Source organism: Corynebacterium sp. MSK218 (genome assembly GCF_030232655.1).
GTDB lineage: Bacteria > Actinomycetota > Actinomycetes > Mycobacteriales > Mycobacteriaceae > Corynebacterium.
This window is the reverse complement of the sequence record NZ_JASPGN010000004.1, coordinates 1-16,168: the sequence shown is the minus strand read 5'-3', so window position 1 is coordinate 16,168 and position 16,168 is coordinate 1. Positions and strand designations below refer to the sequence as shown.

General features: G+C 61.0%; 11 protein-coding genes. All 11 read left to right on the top strand.

Annotated features, from left to right (window positions below):
* Nucleotides 1-7 precede the first annotated feature (7 nt).
* The 11 genes from smc (at nucleotide 8) to ffh (ending at nucleotide 16,036) form a co-directional block, all read left to right on the top strand.
* Nucleotides 8-3,538, top strand: coding sequence for a chromosome segregation protein SMC (smc, locus tag QP922_RS04170; protein ID WP_284808047.1), 3,531 nt, complete (start codon nucleotides 8-10; stop codon nucleotides 3,536-3,538).
* A 99-nt stretch (nucleotides 3,539-3,637) separates the two neighbouring features.
* Entirely contained in the window at nucleotides 3,638-5,554 is a 1,917-nt protein-coding gene (ftsY, locus tag QP922_RS04165; RefSeq protein ID WP_284808046.1) for a signal recognition particle-docking protein FtsY, read from the top strand.
* Between the two features lie 199 nt (nucleotides 5,555-5,753).
* The gene (locus tag QP922_RS04160) at nucleotides 5,754-8,735 is read left to right on the top strand and encodes a DUF4040 family protein (RefSeq protein WP_284808045.1); all 2,982 of its coding nucleotides are present in this window, start codon (nucleotides 5,754-5,756) and stop codon (nucleotides 8,733-8,735) included.
* Nucleotides 8,732-9,169, top strand: a complete 438-nt coding sequence (locus tag QP922_RS04155; RefSeq protein WP_284808044.1) for a sodium:proton antiporter — start codon at nucleotides 8,732-8,734, stop codon at nucleotides 9,167-9,169. Before QP922_RS04160 ends, QP922_RS04155 begins: the two co-directional genes overlap by 4 nt.
* Entirely contained in the window at nucleotides 9,170-10,711 is a 1,542-nt protein-coding gene (locus QP922_RS04150; protein ID WP_284808043.1) for a monovalent cation/H+ antiporter subunit D family protein, read from the top strand.
* Complete coding sequence (locus tag QP922_RS04145; RefSeq protein WP_284808042.1) at nucleotides 10,712-11,263, top strand: monovalent cation/H+ antiporter subunit E; 552 nt, start codon at nucleotides 10,712-10,714, stop codon at nucleotides 11,261-11,263. It begins immediately after the preceding gene.
* A complete protein-coding gene (locus QP922_RS04140; RefSeq protein ID WP_039675977.1) occupies nucleotides 11,260-11,550 on the top strand; it encodes a cation:proton antiporter in 291 nt (96 codons plus the stop codon). Before QP922_RS04145 ends, QP922_RS04140 begins: the two co-directional genes overlap by 4 nt.
* Before the next feature lie 3 nt (nucleotides 11,551-11,553).
* A complete protein-coding gene (locus QP922_RS04135) occupies nucleotides 11,554-11,922 on the top strand; it encodes a Na+/H+ antiporter subunit G (RefSeq protein WP_284808041.1) in 369 nt (122 codons plus the stop codon).
* A 19-nt stretch (nucleotides 11,923-11,941) separates the two neighbouring features.
* Nucleotides 11,942-12,280, top strand: coding sequence for a P-II family nitrogen regulator (locus tag QP922_RS04130; protein ID WP_039675975.1), 339 nt, complete (start codon nucleotides 11,942-11,944; stop codon nucleotides 12,278-12,280).
* A 3-nt stretch (nucleotides 12,281-12,283) separates the two neighbouring features.
* Entirely contained in the window at nucleotides 12,284-14,383 is a 2,100-nt protein-coding gene (locus QP922_RS04125; protein WP_284808040.1) for a [protein-PII] uridylyltransferase, read from the top strand.
* Nucleotides 14,384-14,431: 48 nt separating this feature from the next.
* Nucleotides 14,432-16,036, top strand: coding sequence for a signal recognition particle protein (ffh, locus tag QP922_RS04120; protein WP_284808039.1), 1,605 nt, complete (start codon nucleotides 14,432-14,434; stop codon nucleotides 16,034-16,036).
* Nucleotides 16,037-16,168: the final 132 nt, after the last annotated feature.

The following is a 16,168-nucleotide window of genomic DNA, read 5'->3' as shown; positions in this document are numbered from 1 at the left end:
AGTTCGAATGCACCTCAAATCGCTCACGCTCAAAGGATTTAAGTCCTTCGCGTCTGCGACGAACCTGAAATTCGAGCCCGGCATTTGTGCTGTCGTGGGCCCGAATGGCTCGGGCAAGTCCAACGTCGTCGACGCCCTAGCGTGGGTTATGGGCGAAGGAAGCGCCAAAACGCTGCGCGGCGGCAAGATGCAAGACGTCATCTTCGCCGGTGCCGGCGAGCGCAAAGCTTTAGGTCGCGCCGAGGTTACTCTCACCATTGATAACTCTGATGGCGCGCTTCCCATTGAGTATTCGGAGGTCTCCGTCACGCGGCGGATGTTCCGCGATGGTGCGAGTGAATACGAGATTAACGGCGCCAAGGCGCGCCTCATGGACATTCAGGAGCTGCTCTCAGACTCCGGCATTGGCCGCGAGATGCACATCATTGTGGGCCAGGGAAAGCTGGCAGAAATCCTGGAATCGCGGCCAGAGGATCGTCGCGCCTACATTGAGGAAGCAGCGGGTGTGCTCAAGCACCGCCGCCGCAAGGAAAAGGCACAGCGCAAGCTCACTGGCATGCAAGCCAACCTTGACCGCTTGCAGGACCTTACTGATGAATTAGGCAAGCAGCTCAAACCCTTGGCACGTCAGGCCGAAGCTGCGAAACGCGCTGCCTCGGTGCAAGCAGATCTCCGTGATGCGCGCTTGCGCTTGGCCGGTGACCGAGTAGTCCGTGTCCATGCGACCTTCGAGGATGCCGAGCGCCGCGCCGAGGTGCTTGCTGAGCAGGTTGAAGAAGTAACGGCCCAGCTTGAGGAAGCCACCGCAAATCAGTTGGAGATCGAGGCAGAACTGGGGGAGGTGTCCCCGCGTGCGGAGGCAGCTCAAAAGCTGTGGTTTGATTTGTCGACTCTCTCGGAGCGCATTTCCGCCACGCAGCGCATTGCAGCTGAGCGCGCCAGCAACGTGGGCGCGCAGGTGGCCTATGCCGGTCAGGATCCGGATGACCTGGAAGCGAAGGCCCAGCTTGCCGACGACTCCCATGCCGAACTTCTCGCCGCAGCCGAGGAGGCTGCGGAGCGCCTCGAATCGATCCGCGAAGAGGTAGCGGAACGCCGCGAGGCCTTCGAGGCTGCGGATAAAGAGCACATGGCACAGTTGCGTGCCATTGCCGATAGGCGCGAAGGCGTAGTTCGCCTCATCGCTGCCGAGGAAAACCTTGCGGGCCAAGTTGCCGCTGCGGAGTCGGAGCTAGGCCGCCAAGAAGAGACTTTGTCGAGCACCAAGGCTCGCACGAGGGACGCGCAGGCGGAAGCAGATGAGGTCGCTGACAAACTGAGTGCGCTTACCTCTGAGCGCGAACCACTCGAAGAGGCGCACGTGCGCGCGGCTAGTGAATCTGCCGCCGCCGACAAACGCTTGGAGCAGCTGCGCGATGCTCAACGTGAGCGCGAGAGAGCTGTGTACTCCCTGCGTGCGCGCATCGAAACTTTAGGGCAGACTGCGCCGGAGGCGCTCGACTTGGGCGAGGGCTTCGCGCCGCTGGCAGATTTTATCTCCACGCGTTACGAGACTGCCGCCGCTGCTGCACTCGGGTCTTTCGCTGAAGCGCAAGCAGGTGCTGTGAGCGAAGAGATCGTGGCTAACTTGGCGGAAGCCAGCCGCACGCCGCTTGTCGACGTCTCCGCGGCCGACCTAGGCTCTGGAGCTTCGAGCTCGGCTACTGGCTGGCGTCTCGACGCAGACCTGCCCAGCGGAGCGGAATGGCTGTTGGACCACATGGTGGTGGTCCCCGAAGTGTCAGCGGCGCTGACGCGGTTGCTGTCAGATGTCGTCCTGGTCAAGGATTTCTCTGCCGCACGTGCAGTTGTTGCCGATGACCCGCGCCTCCGTGCGGTAACACCGAAGGGCCTGCTCGTTGGCGAAGGCTGGGTTGAGGCCGGCACAGGTAGTACCTCTACCGTAGAGGTCAGCGCCCATATCGCGGAAGCTGAAAAGCAGTTGGACAAAGCTTCCCAGGAATTGGAGGAGCTTTCCGGAACTCTTGAAGGCGCGAAGATTGCTGCCGATGATGCACGCGTTGCCGCCGCGAGCGCTAAAGCAGCCCTGCGCGAGCACGACCAAGAGGTAGAGGCTTGGAAGCGTGACCACCAACGATTGCTGAAGCAGTACGAGGCCAACAAGGCAGAGCATAAGAAAGCGGCAGCGCGTGCTACCGATATCGAGGTTCAGCTCGTGCGCCTGCGCGAAGAATTGGATGAAGCTCGCGACCGCTTGTCCCGCGTTGATACGGATGAACAGTCTGATGAACCGTCCTCCGTGGAACGTGATGAGGCGTCCACAGCCTTAGAACAAGTCAAAGCCATGGAGGTCGAAGCTCAGCTTGCCGCTCGAAGTGCCGAGGATAAGGCAGCCCAAGCCGCGGGTAGGGGGGACGCCTTGCGCCGCCAAGCCCAACATGAACGCCAAGCCAAGGCCCGTCATGACCAGGCGATGGCTCGCCGCCACGCGCAGGCGCAGTTGGCTGGGGCCGTGGATAAGCATGCCCAAGACCTGGCCGCGCGTGCAGCCCACGCCCTAGAACGCGCTGCAGAGGAGCGCGATGAGCTCGTGACCCAGCGGGGGGTGTTGCAGGGCCGTGCCCAGACCGCAAAGCAGGCAGTATCCGCTACCCGCCAACAGTTGGATAAGCTCACTGATTCTGCCCACAGCTCGGAAATCGCGCGCAGCCAGGCGCAGGTCCGAGTAGATGAAGCCGAGGCCAAAATCGTAGAGCAGCTCGGTATTGCGATTCCGGATTTGCTCAAGGATTACACTCCGGGCGAGGACTTCGACCGCGCGGCGGAGACGGCGCGTCTCAAGCAGGCAGAGAAGGACCTTAACTCGTTAGGCAAGGTCAACCCCCTCGCCTTGGAGGAGTACAAGGCCCTGGAGGAGCGCTATACCTTCCTGTCGACGCAGCTCGATGACGTCATCCAAGCCCGCAAGGACTTAACGGGTGTCATTGAAGATGTCGACGCGCAGATCCTGCAACTGTTCACGGACGCGTGGCACGACGTGGAAGCTGAATTCCCGAAAGTCTTCCAGACTCTTTTCCCGGGCGGTGAGGGCCGCCTCGTCCTTACTGAGCCCGATGACATGTTGGCGACCGGCATTGAAGTCGAGGCGCGCCCGCCGGGCAAGAAGGTCAAGCGTCTCACCTTGCTTTCGGGTGGTGAGAAGTCTCTGACCGCGTTGGCGATGCTCGTGGCCATTTTCCGCGCGCGTCCCTCACCGTTCTATGTCATGGATGAGGTGGAGGCAGCGCTTGACGACGTCAACCTGCGCCGCCTCATCGCCCTCTTCGAAGAATTGCGTAAGGATTCGCAGCTCATCGTCATTACGCACCAGAAGCCAACGATGGATGTGGCAAATGTCCTCTACGGTGTCACCATGCGCGGTGATGGTGTTACGCGTGTCATCTCGCAGAGGATGAGCCGCGCTGGCGAAGCTCCCGGTACCGCGCAAGCAGCAGAAGATGCCACGCGCTTGGGCGTCGACGCTCCGCGTCCGCATTAATCGCGGGCGGGGAAGGCGAGCAGTACGTCCCGGGCTAATTCACTGGCTTTTCTATGGCTCGTGGTGCCCGCGGTGCGCAACCCTGGCACTATGGAAGGCATGAATACTACGTATCTGTGGATTGCGATAGCAGTCATCGTTCTGATCCTGCTGGTGATCGGGCTGGTCGTGCTAGGTAAGAAGCGCGGCGAGTCAAAGAAGGTCTCTTTTGAAAAGCCCGAAGAGAAGCCCAAGGAGCTCACCCAGCAGCAAAAATCGGGCAATTACCAGGCCAAGTCCGGATTTAACTTTGCCCCCGCTGGCGGTGGCGCCACCAAGCAGCCAGCTAGCGCGCCGAAGGCTAGCGAGCCGCAGAAGCCCGCTGAGTCCCACAAGCCCGCAGAGCCGCAGGCAGCGAGCACAAGGCCTGCAGCCGCAGAACCTGCTCAGCGAGCAGAGGCCAAGCCGGAGCGCCAGCCTGAGGCTCAGTCGGAGCAGCGCGACGCCACGCAGCTGGCCAATGAGCAGCTCAGCGGCACCGCGAAGACCCCAGAAGCGAAGCCGGCCAAACCTGCCGCCCCGGCAGAGCCAGCCAAGGCTGATGACAAGCCAGCCGCCCCGGCAGAGCCAGCCAAGACTGATGGCAAGCCTGCTGCCCCGGCAGAGCCGACCAAGAAGGTAGAAGACAAGCCTGAGAAGGCCGGGGAAGTTGATTCCACTGGCGGTGCCGTCGCTGCTGGTGCTGCGAGCGCAGCCGCCGCTGGTGCGGCTGTGACAGGTGCTGCAGCAGCTGAATGGGAGCAGCGTGCAGACGAAGAGGCCCAGGCTTCTACTCCTGAGGCGGACACTCCGGCCGAGGTGGAAGCCGATGAGCCCATCGCTGACGCGCAGGTAGAAGAGCAGCCAGTCGAGGCGCCTGACGCAGAGGCTGAGACAGCAGCAGAAGCTGAGGCTGATTCAGCTGCAGAAGCAGAGGCAGAGGAAGCTGCTGCGGCGGCGGGGGAGCAGGCGGCGTCGGCAAGCGCGGCTCTCGAGGCTGAGCCGGAGGAGCTCGAGGTTTCCGAAGACGCAGAGGTCGTTGAGGCCCCAGCGCAGCCCCAGGAGGACATCGCGCCGGCCGCGGGCCGTTTGGGCAAGCTCCGTGGGCGCCTGTCGCGCTCCCAAAACGCCATTGGTCAGGGCCTCATGGGCATCCTGTCCGCCGGTGACCTTGATGATGATGCGTGGGAGGACATCGAGGACACCCTCATCATGGCGGACCTCGGTACCAAGTCCACGATGAAGGTCACCGATTCTCTGCGCGACAAGATTGCGGAACGCGGCGTGAGCTCCGAAGAAGAAGCACGCGCCATGCTGCGCGAGGCTCTCATCGAGGTGGGCCACCCAGAGATGGACCGCTCCATCAAGGCAATGCCGAACGAGGGCAAGCCAGCTGTCATCATGGTGGTCGGTGTCAACGGCACAGGCAAGACCACCACGACCGGTAAGCTTGCCCGCGTACTCGTCTCCATGGGGCACAATGTGCTGCTTGGTGCTGCCGATACCTTCCGCGCAGCGGCCGCAGACCAGCTGGAGACCTGGGGTCGCCGAGTCGGCGCCACCACTGTTCGCGGCAAGGAAGGCGCAGACCCTGCCTCCGTGGCCTTCGATGCTGTGGCAGCCGGTGTGGACCAGGGCGTCGACGTTGTCCTCGTCGACACCGCTGGCCGCCTGCACACCTCCGTGGACCTCATGGACCAGCTGGGTAAGGTCAAGCGTGTCGTGGAAAAGAAGACCGAAGTGGATGAGGTTCTGCTGGTGCTGGATGCCACCGTGGGCCAGAACGGCCTGACCCAGGCGCGCATCTTCCGAGACGTCGTGGACATCACCGGCGTTGTGCTCACCAAGTTGGACGGCACAGCCAAGGGTGGCATTGTCTTCCAGGTTCAGGAGGAACTGGGCGTGCCTGTGAAGCTCGTGGGCCTTGGTGAGGGCGCAGATGACCTCGCCCCGTTCGAAATCGAGGGCTTCGTTGATGCCCTGTTGGGAGAAAAATAGAACAATTTTCAGGCGGGATTCTGCCTGATCTATTCCTATATCTCTTCTGAGACCGTAGCGACTTCCCACGGAGGCGTTACGGTCTTTTTAAAGCGCAAATAATGTGCTTTGCGGGAGGTCACAATGATAGTCTGAGACGGTCCTGTCTATATGAGGCTGATTTTTCAGCCCCTTCAACGGTTCGTGAGGCTACTCTTTCGTGACACTCTTGTATGTCGTCCTCCTCGCAGCTGTCGCAGTGGCGCTTGCACCAGTAGCTGTCAAAGTTGCTGATCGCGCAGCCGGCTACCCGCTAGCCGGCATTTTTATTATCGCCGCGGCATTGTTAGCGCGAGAATTTCCTGCACTTGCCCGCGGTGAAGAACTGTCCTACTCCGTGACGTGGGTTCGCGATGTCATCGCGCCTGGCGTCGACGTGAACCTCGCCTTTAGAGGCGATGCGCTGGGCATCTTCTTCGCCATGCTGGCACTCGTCATCGGCGCGGTGGTGTTTTGTTACTCCGCAGCGTATCTGCCTAAAGGCAAAGGAAACGTCAGCTTCTACGTGCTGATGACGGCGTTTACACTGTCCATCCTGCTGCTGGTGTTGGCGAATGACGTCGTGGTGCTCTTCCTTGCCTGGGAGCTTGTGTCGTTGGCGTCGTTCATGCTCATTGCACGTAGCGGCAAGTCCGGCGAGGCAGGATCGCAGCGCACGCTGATTCTTACCTTCGTCGGTGGTTTGACGCTGCTGACTGGTGTGGCGATTGCCGCCACGGCAGCGGGAACCACGAACCTTGAGGGAATCTTGGCTTCTGAGGTGTGGGCGCAGCGCCCGGGCCTGACCACCGGTGTGGCAATCCTCATCGCGCTGTCTGCCTTCACCAAGTCAGCACAATTCCCGTTCCACTTCTGGCTTCCTGAGGCCATGGCAGCGGCCACGCCGGTGTCGGCCTTCCTGCACGCGGCGGCCGTCGTTAAGGCCGGCGTCTACTTGCTGATTCGCTTCTCCACCATCTTCCACGATGTTGCGGCATGGAATTGGTTGCTCATCGTGGCCGGTATGGGAACGGCTGTCATGTCGGCCGTCTTTGCTGTTCAGAAGACGGACCTGAAGAAGCTCACTGCGTACTCCACCGTTTCCCACCTGGGTTGGATCGTGGCCACCATCGGTGTTGGAACCCCGTTCGCCATCGCCGCGGCGCTGGTCCACACTCTGGCGCATGCACTGTTCAAGTCCTCCATCTTCATGCTTATCGGCGTCATTGACCATGAGGCTGGTTCCCGCGACATCCGCCGCCTTGGTGTGCTGTGGAACAAGATGCCGTGGACGTTTGGCTCCATGCTCATCGGTGCGGCGTCGATGGCCGCAGTACCGCCGCTCTTTGGCTTCGTATCTAAGGAAGGAATGCTCACCGCATTCGAAGAGGCACCGATTGGCTCGGCAGGCCAGATTGTTCTGCTCATCGTCGCGGGCATTGGTGCCTTCTTTACCTTCACCTACTCGGCCAAGATTGTCTTCGGTGCCTTCTTCGACGGCCCGCGCGATATGTCGAAGACCCACGAGGCTCCAGTCCGCCTGTGGCTGCCGGCAGCACTGCCGGGTGTTATGTCCGTGCCGATCGTCTTTTTCATGGGCGTGCTTGATGGCCCGCTCGATAAGGTCGTCGCTGCTATCGGCATGGAGGGCCACTCACATTTGGCTCTGTGGCACGGCTTCAACGTTCCGTTTGCTATCTCGGCACTCGTGCTTATCGCCGGCATTGTGGGTGTGCTGTACCGCAAGCCGCTGTGGACGGCGATGGAGGAGCGAGAGCTCTTGCCGCGTACCGGTAACGAGGTGCTGAAGTGGATTCAGGGAGTGTGTGCCAAGTTCGGCCGCTTCGTTGGCCGCATGTCGGATACTCACAACCCGTCGCTGTTCATCCTGCCGATCATCTTCCTCATTATCCTTCTGGCTGGTGCGGCGCTGCTTTCCGACGGCGTCGATGGCGTCGCTCTCAACCCCCGCGTTGAGGGCCTGGATAACCCGTGGGATCTCTTGCCGCTGAGTATCGTTGCGCTGTCTATGGTTGGCCTGGTTCGCACGAAGAACCGCCTTACCGGTGCGGTCATGATCGGAACGGCCGGTACTGGTGTGACACTGCAAATGTTCCTGTTGGGTGCCCCGGACGTGGCGTTGACTCAGTTCACGGTGGAGGCACTGTCCGTCATCGTCATGATGATGGTGCTGCGCTACCTTCCGGAGAAATTCCACCCGGTGTCCCGCAAGGGCCGCCAGACTGGCGCCATCATCATCGCGGTCTTGGCGGGTGCCGCTGCGTTCCTCGGTGTGTGGGCACTCATGGGCCGCCACGAGCGTTCGGACCTGGCTATGTGGTATCTCAACAACGCGCCGGACATCACGGGCGGCGACAACGTTGTGGCCACCATCATCGTGGAGTTCCGTGCACTCGATACCCTGGGCGAGCTCTCCGTGCTGGGCATGGCGGCCGTCGTTATCGCCGCGGTGACCTCGACGCTGCCACGTTTCCCGTTCACTTCGGGTACGCGCCCGGCACCGTTCGGACAGTCACAGCTCAACTCGGTGCCGCTGCGCAAGGGCATTGCTCTCACTATTCCGATTCTGGTGGTTCTGTCCGTCATCGTCTTCTACCGTGGCCACCAGGCCACCGGTGGTGGCTTCCCGGCTGCCCTCATTATGGGCGCAGCCATCGGTTTGACGTACCTCTCGCGCGGTACGGATGAGATTGTCTTTGGCCGTATGACGCCGATTCACCTCACCGGTATCGGCATCATCGTCGCGTTGACTGCGGGTTTCATCGGCTACATTCCAACCTCCCACAGTGATGGTGGCTTCCTCACCGCTATCCATGGGCACGCGCTGGGGCAGCACTGGACGACGTCCCTCATCTTCGACCTTGGTATTTATCTTGCCGTTCTGGGCATGCTTACCATGGCGATCAACGCCTTGGGTGGCTACCTGCGCCCAGGTACGGAACGCGACTTCCTGCCGTGGGTCCATGATGACGATTCGGCGTTGCCGAACACGCCACGCGTAGTGCTTGACGACGTCGACGATCCTTACCCCGAATCCATCAATCCATCCTCCGATCCGGAGGCCCTGCTGAATGATGCCCAGGCACGCCAGCGCGTGTCCTCGCCTCACTTCACCCCGGCTGGAGAGGAGAAGAACTCATGATTCTCGCCTTGACCATCGCGCTGCTCATCGGCAGCGCCGTCTACCTCATCCAACAGCGCAGTCTCGTGCACATTGTGCTGGGCATGATGGCCTTTGGCCACGGCGCGAACCTCACTCTGTTGGCTACTGGTGTGTACTCCTACCGCGGTGAGTCCTTCCCATCGCAGGTTCCGATGGACCAGATGGCAGATCCGCTCCCGCAGGCTTTCGTCCTGACCGCTGTGGTTATTTCCATGGCTACCTCGACGATCCTGTTGACCTTGGCTGCCATGGGCGCCAACGATGACACTGATGTTGCCGAGCCGGTGGATGACAACACCATTGACCATGCCTTCTCCACGCTGGGTCGTGACACACAAAACCGTGCGATTCTGGAACGTTCGGCGAACAAGATGGATCGCTTGAAGGAAATCGACCAGGAAGGGGAGAAGTAAATGTCTGACACCGTAAGTGCTCTCCTCCCGCTTTTTGCGGCGGTACCGCTCGTGTCAGCGGCCTTGGCGCTGTTGGCACCATGGCGCCGCGTGCGTGATGCGATCATGTTGATTGTGCCGGGCATCGGTATTTTTGCGGCTTTCGCTTTGCTGCTTTACACCAAGAACAATGGCGTCGTTGCTCATAGCGTGGGCAAGTACCTCGGCAACGCGGGTATTGCTTTCGCAGCGGATACGTTCTCGGCGCTGATGATTGTGACGACGATGATCGTTGCTTTCGGCGCTAACTGGTTCGCCATCGTTGGTGGTGAGACTAAGTCACGCTACTACCCATCGCTCACGCTCATTCTGATTACCGGTGTGTGCGGCGCCTTACTCACCGCAGACCTCTTTAACTTCTTCGTGTTCATTGAGGTCATGCTCTTGCCGTCCTATGGCCTCATCACCATGTCGGGTACGTGGTCACGTTTGGCCGCCGGCCGCGCTTTCGTGTTGGTGAACCTGTTTGCCTCCACGTTGCTGGTTGTTGGTGTGGGCTACATCTACTCGGTTACCGGCGTGGTGAATCTTGGCGCCCTCAAGGGGGCTGCGGCGGGCAATGGCCCAGTCACTGTCGCTGCCGGCATTGTAGTCATCGCGGTGGCAGCCAAGGCAGGTGTCTTCCCCGTACAAAACTGGCTACCGCGAACCTACCCGGGAACCTCCGCCGCGGTGATGGGCTTGTTCTCTGGCCTGCACACCAAGGTTGCGGTCTACATGCTGTACCGATTGTGGGTCCAGCTTTTCGATATGGACGAGCGCTGGGGCACGCTCATCATCGTCGTGATGATCATTTCCATGATTGTCGGTGCCTTTGGTGGCTTGGCAGAGAACTCCATCCGTCGTGTGTTGGGCTACCAGATGCTCAACGGTATGCCGTTCATCCTCGTCATGATGGCTTTCACCACGCACGATGCCCAGCGCGCATTGGCGGCCGGTATCTTGTACACGATTCACCACATGCTGACAGTCGGCTCGCTCATCCTGACCGCAGGTGCCATTGAGGAGACCTACGGCACGGGCCGACTCAACAAGCTCTCCGGCTTGGCGCGGCGTGACCCCATCATCGCGTGGATCTTCGCTGCCGGTGCCTTCTCTGTCGTGGGCTTCCCGCCTTTTTCCGGCATGTGGGGCAAGGTTCTCATCGTGGCCGAAGTGGCACGCACTGGTGGGGGATGGGCCTGGACCGTTATCACGGTGATCATCATCGCGTCCTTCGCCGCTTTCCTGTCGATGCTGCGCGTCTGGCGCCGCGTGTTCTGGGGCAAGGACCTGCCCAAGGAAAAGGTGCCGAATGAATTGGTTATCCGCAAAAAGCTCATGGCTCCCTCGGCCGCCCTTATCTTGGGTTCGCTGACCATGTTCATCCTGTCTGGCCTCGTCATCGACGTCACCATGGCGGCTTCTGCGGACCTGCTCGACACGGAGGCTTATACCAACGCCGTGCTTGGCGACGACCCCGTAGCCCTACCCGATATCGACTCCATCCAGGAGGGCCGTTAAATGAAGACCGCTATGAACTCTGTTGTCTACGCACTGTGGCTCATCAAGGAGATCTTCGTTGCTGGCTTTTCGCTCGCCCTCGAGTCCTTTAAGCCGCACAATAACTACAACCCCGTCGTCGTGCGCTATCCGTTGCGCGTGACAGGCGCGTGGGAAATCTTCTGGTTTACCTCCTCCATCACGGCGACGCCGGGTACCCTCTCGCTAGGCCTGCGTGAGCCGGTGCGGGAAGGCCTGCCGCGCATTGTGCTTGTGCAGGCAGTCATGGGCGATGACCCCGCCAGCGTCATGGCAGACCTCGCGGATATGGAGGAGCGCCTTGCCCCGCACGTTAAGGGCATTGATTATGGCGTGCCCGGCCAAGGACCGACCACCGAGCTGGCGGAGACCTTCTATGAGTACCCGCTCGATACCTTGGGCCGGCATATGCGCGCCCCGGATATTGCGCAGACCGATGACACGCCGCTAGCTGCCCACGAGGTAGACAAGCGCCCCGTTCGGCCGCGGCGCCGCAGCGTGCCGAGCAAAGCTCGAAAGGATGACAAGAAATGATCGACTTTTCCTCTTTCAGCGCCTTTCAATGGGTGGTCTTCGTCTGCGTCTTCATCATGTGCGCATGCGTGTGTGCCGCGCTGGCCCTCGCGCTGCGTTCGCGCGATGAGCTGACCCGCACCGTGATGAGTGACATGGTCTTCTACGGCATGATGTGCATGTACTTTGCCTGGGCCATGACGAACCACGCATCCATCGTGTATGACATCGCCATGCTTGCGGGCATTGCCGCCGGTGTGCTGCCGACGTTGTCCATGGCCCGTATCATTTCGAAGGGCAGGAGGTAGACCATGACCATTGCAGAAATCATTGCCAGCGTGTTGTTGGTTCTGGCCACCATACTGGTGATTGCTACCGTTATCGCCCTGTGGCGCGCTCCCGATGCCTTGACTCGAGTCAACCTGCTGGGCCCCACCGTGGGTTTGGCCGTGCCGCTGTTGCTCCTGGCGAAGCTCATCGTGGACTTCTCCGAAAACGGCTTCTCCCTGTGGTCACTGGTACGCGTTCTCATCGCTTGCTTTGGTGTGTGGATCATCGGCTCGGTGGGCTCATACTACATGGGCCGTTCCATCTACGGCGTGACGGTCACGGACGTTAAATACGCCAAGCGCATGCAGAAGAGCGCCTCCACCGTCGAGGCCAGCGACGAGGACGTATAGACAGGATAGGATTAATCACATGAAGCTCATCACTGCCATCGTCAAGCCGTTCACGCTGCCGGATATCCGCGAGGCCCTCGAACAGCACAACGTCCATGGTCTTACCGTTACTGAGACCCAAGGCTTTGGCCAGCAGCGCGGCCACAGCGAGGTCTACCGCGGCGCCGAATACGCCACGGACTTCGTGCCCAAGGTCAAGCTGGAAATCGTCACCTCCGACGACCAAGTAGAAGAGATTATCTCTGCTGTCGTTGATGCCGCCTACACCGGCAAAATTGGTGACGGCAAGATTTGGATTACTCCGGTCGAGGACATCATTCGCGTGCGCACAGGCGAGCGCGGCGAGTCGGCCCTCTAAACCTTGCCTACTGCCGCCGAACTGCGTGAGGAGGCCTTCGCGGCGGCCACCCGTCTCACGCAGTCCCTTGTCCTACCGCCAGGTTGTGCCTTAGCGGCCACTGGGTCTTTCGCTCGCCGTGCTATGACGCCGTATTCGGACCTCGACCTTATCCTCCTGCACCCGGAGGGAACGACGCTATCTGAAGAGGTCGTGTCCGAGGTGTGGTATCCCATCTGGGATGCCAAGTACCGCCTCGATTATGCGGTGCGTACTCCGAGTGAATTCGCCGCCATCGCCGGCTCTGACCCCGCTGCAGGGTTTGCGCAGCTTGACCTCGCTTTCGTTGCGGGGGATAAGCAGCTTGTTGATTCCACCCGTGCCCAGGTTTATGCCACGTGGCGCCGCCTTCTGCAGCGCAATTTCGATGCTTTTGTTGATATCGCCATTGAGCGCTGGCGCCGCTCCGGCACCCTCGCTACGATGACTCACCCGGACATCAAGAACGGCCGTGGGGGATTGCGTGATATCCAGTTCCTTCGGGCGTTGGCTCTGGGCAACCTTGCGGACGTTCCCACTCTGGAGACCGAAAGGGCCTTGCTTCTCGACGTCCGAACGCTCCTCCACGTCACCGCGCGCCGCCACCGCGACGTGCTCGATCCCGAGTTCGCCGCCGAAATCGCGCAGCAGTTAGGCTTTGCCGACCGTTATGAGTTGTCCTCTGCTGTGGTGACGGCCGCTTCAGCGGTGGATAAGGCTATGGAGAGGGCGCTGGCGACGGCACGAGGGGTCGTCGCCAAGCGCAGCCCTAGCCGCTCCCGTAAACCGTTGGATATTGGCGTCGTTGATGCTGGCGGTGAAATCCACCTTGCCCGCACCGCTGACTTGACCGAACCGTGGCTGCTGCTGCGCGTGGCAGCGGCGGCAGCGCGGTCGGGCCGACCGGTGGCTGACAAAGTCTGGGAGCAGCTGCGCGAGCTCCCAGAGCTTCCGGATCGGTGGACAGCCGCGGCGACCGATTCTTTCTTCGCCTTGTTGTCCTCACCCGTGCACACACCTCGTCTTATCCAGGAGATGGAGGCCCACGGCTTGTGGGAGCGGCTTGTCCCGGAGTGGGCACACATTCGTGGGCTACTACCGCGGGAGCGCACGCATGCGCACACCGTGGACTATCACTCGATTCTTACCGTGGCCCGTTGTGCCGATGCGCGCACCTCCGTCGCACGGCCGGATTTGTTGCTGCTGGCGGGGCTCTATCACGACATAGGCAAGGGCTACGGGCGCCCGCATTCGGTGGTAGGCGCGGAAATGGTGGCTCGGGCAGCCGCGAAGCTACGCCTTGACCTTGCGGACCGGTCGCGAGTGCAAACCGTGGTGGCCGAGCACACGACGCTGGCGCGTATTGTTTCGCGCACGGACCCGCAGTCCGACGCTGCGCGTGACGAGCTCCTAGAAGCTGTACGCTACGACTACTTGACCCTGGCACTACTCGTGGCGCTGGCGCAGGCGGATGCGGAATCGACGGGGCCCGGGGTATGGAATCAGCGCCTGGCGCGCGGCATTGAGACGGTGAGTCGGCGCGCCTTTGAGCAGTTGGAATCGTTGTGCCCGACGAAGCCTTTGGTGGCCGCCGACCGGGACATCGGGCTGCGGCACAACTCAGAAGAGGACATTTTTACCGTGGTATGGCGCGGCAACTATCAACGCGAAGCCGTGCGAGCGCTCGCGCTCATAGCGGCCTTCGGATGGTTCATCGTGTCGTCACGCCTTGTGCGCACCGCAGAAGGCTATGCCGGCGAGTTCGATGTGCGTGCCCTGCAGGGCAGCATCGACCTGGTTTCGGACGAGCAGCGCCTTATTCAGGCCTATAAATCGGGTACTCATTCTGTGCTGCCGCCGTTTGTCCCAGGGCCCGCAACCGCGATGTGGACCGGAGGTATCTTCGAGATCCGCATCGACGATTACACCGGCACCCTCGGTCATGTGCTGTCGCAGTTACCTGATTGCGAGTGGCTGTCCACCACCACCCCGGGCTCCACGATGGTGCTCCATGCGCTTCCGAGTGAGGACATTCCACGCGCGGCGCTGGTCCGGAATGTGACCCAAGCACTGGTCAACGGCTAAGCTGGGGGAGTTAAAAATTATCGACGATAGTTGAGGGAGCACTCCGACGTGTTTGAGTCTTTGTCTGACCGCTTGCAATCAGCCCTGTCAGGCCTGCGCGGCAAGGGCAAACTGACCGAGGCAGACATTAATGCCACCGCGCGCGAGATCCGCCTTGCGCTGCTGGAGGCCGACGTCTCGCTGACCGTCGTTCGCGGCTTCATCAAGCGCATCAAGGAGCGCGCCGCCGGCGCCGAGGTTTCTGAGGCACTGAACCCGGCGCAGCAGGTTGTCAAGATTGTCAATGAGGAGCTCATCGAGATCCTTGGTGGTGAAACCCGCCGCCTGAACCTAGCGAAGAACCCGCCAACAGTCATCATGCTTGCCGGTCTCCAGGGTGCTGGTAAGACTACCCTGGCGGGTAAGCTCTCCAAGCATTTGGCGTCGAAGGGCCACACCCCGATGTTGGTGGCCTGTGACCTTCAGCGCCCAGGCGCGGTACAGCAGCTGCAGATCGTCGGCGAGCGCGCCGGCGTCGACGTCTTCGCTCCGGATCCAGGTACCTCCCTCGATTCCCACGAGCATGAGATGGGTACGTCTCACGGTGATCCGGTGGACGTCGCCAAGCGCGGCATCGAAGAGGCTAAGCGCACGCAGCACGACATTGTCATCATCGATACCGCTGGCCGCCTCGGCATTGATGAAACACTGATGACGCAGGCCCGCAACATCCGCGACGCCGTCAACCCCGACGAAGTCCTCTTCGTCATCGATTCCATGATTGGTCAGGACGCCGTCCAGACCGCCGAGGCCTTCCGCGACGGCGTGGACTTTACCGGCGTCGTGCTGACCAAGCTGGATGGTGACGCCCGCGGTGGTGCGGCGCTGTCCATTCGTGAGGTCACAGGCAAGCCCATCATGTTTGCCTCGACCGGTGAGAAGCTCGACGACTTTGATGTCTTCCACCCAGAGCGTATGTCAAGCCGCATCCTCGGCATGGGTGATCTGCTCACACTTATCGAGCAGGCAGAATCTAAGCTGGATCAGTCCAAGGCGGAAGAAGCCGCCAAGAAGATGAGCTCGGGCGAGATGACGCTCAACGACTTCTTGGACATGATGCTTATGGTCCGCAACCTGGGCCCGATGGGTAACCTGCTCAAGATGATGCCCGGCGGCAACAAGATGAACCAGATCGCCGACATGGTCGATGAAAAGCAGCTCGACCGCATCCAGGCCATCATTCGCGGTATGACCCCGCAGGAGCGTGAAGATCCGAAGATCCTTAACGCCTCGCGCCGCAAGCGCATCGCTAACGGTTCTGGCGTGGCTGTCTCCGACGTCAACCAGCTCATCGAGCGCTTCAACGAAGCGAAGAAGATGATGAACCAGATGGCCGGCCGCTTCGGCATGCCGGGCATGGGTGGCGGGCGCTCGGCGACGAAAAAGAAGCCGAAGGGCCGCAAGGGCAAGAACGGCAAGCGCAAGCCGCCAAAGCGCCGTGGCGGTGGTGGCATGCCGGGAATGGGCGGCGGAATGCCGTCGATGCAGGAGCTGCAGAAGTTGCAAGAGCAGATGGGCGGCGGCATGCCGGACCTAAGCGATATGAAGATGCCGAAGGGCATGGAGAATATCGACCTCAACAACCTCGACTTCGGTCAGGGCAAGAAGAAGTAGGCGCACAACAGTGATGGCCCGTGGGAAACATCCCACGGGCCATTTTTCGGCCTATAGTGGCCCTTCCGGTTTTAGAGTGCGTTGATTTTGTCCTGTAGTTGTCCGGAGTGGATCAGGCACCGCAAGATGTAG

Excerpts from the sequence above, each read along its gene's own strand:
- QP922_RS04140 (WP_039675977.1), top strand. The coding sequence starts at position 11,260 with ATGATCGACTTTTCCTCTTTCAGCGCCTTTCAATGGGTGGTCTTCGTC.
- smc (WP_284808047.1), top strand. The coding sequence starts at position 8 with ATGCACCTCAAATCGCTCACGCTCAAAGGATTTAAGTCCTTCGCGTCT.
- QP922_RS04135 (WP_284808041.1), top strand. The coding sequence starts at position 11,554 with ATGACCATTGCAGAAATCATTGCCAGCGTGTTGTTGGTTCTGGCCACC.
- QP922_RS04130 (WP_039675975.1), top strand. The coding sequence starts at position 11,942 with ATGAAGCTCATCACTGCCATCGTCAAGCCGTTCACGCTGCCGGATATC.
- QP922_RS04150 (WP_284808043.1), top strand. The coding sequence starts at position 9,170 with ATGTCTGACACCGTAAGTGCTCTCCTCCCGCTTTTTGCGGCGGTACCG.
- QP922_RS04145 (WP_284808042.1), top strand. The coding sequence starts at position 10,712 with ATGAAGACCGCTATGAACTCTGTTGTCTACGCACTGTGGCTCATCAAG.
- ftsY (WP_284808046.1), top strand. The coding sequence starts at position 3,638 with ATGAATACTACGTATCTGTGGATTGCGATAGCAGTCATCGTTCTGATC.
- QP922_RS04155 (WP_284808044.1), top strand. The coding sequence starts at position 8,732 with ATGATTCTCGCCTTGACCATCGCGCTGCTCATCGGCAGCGCCGTCTAC.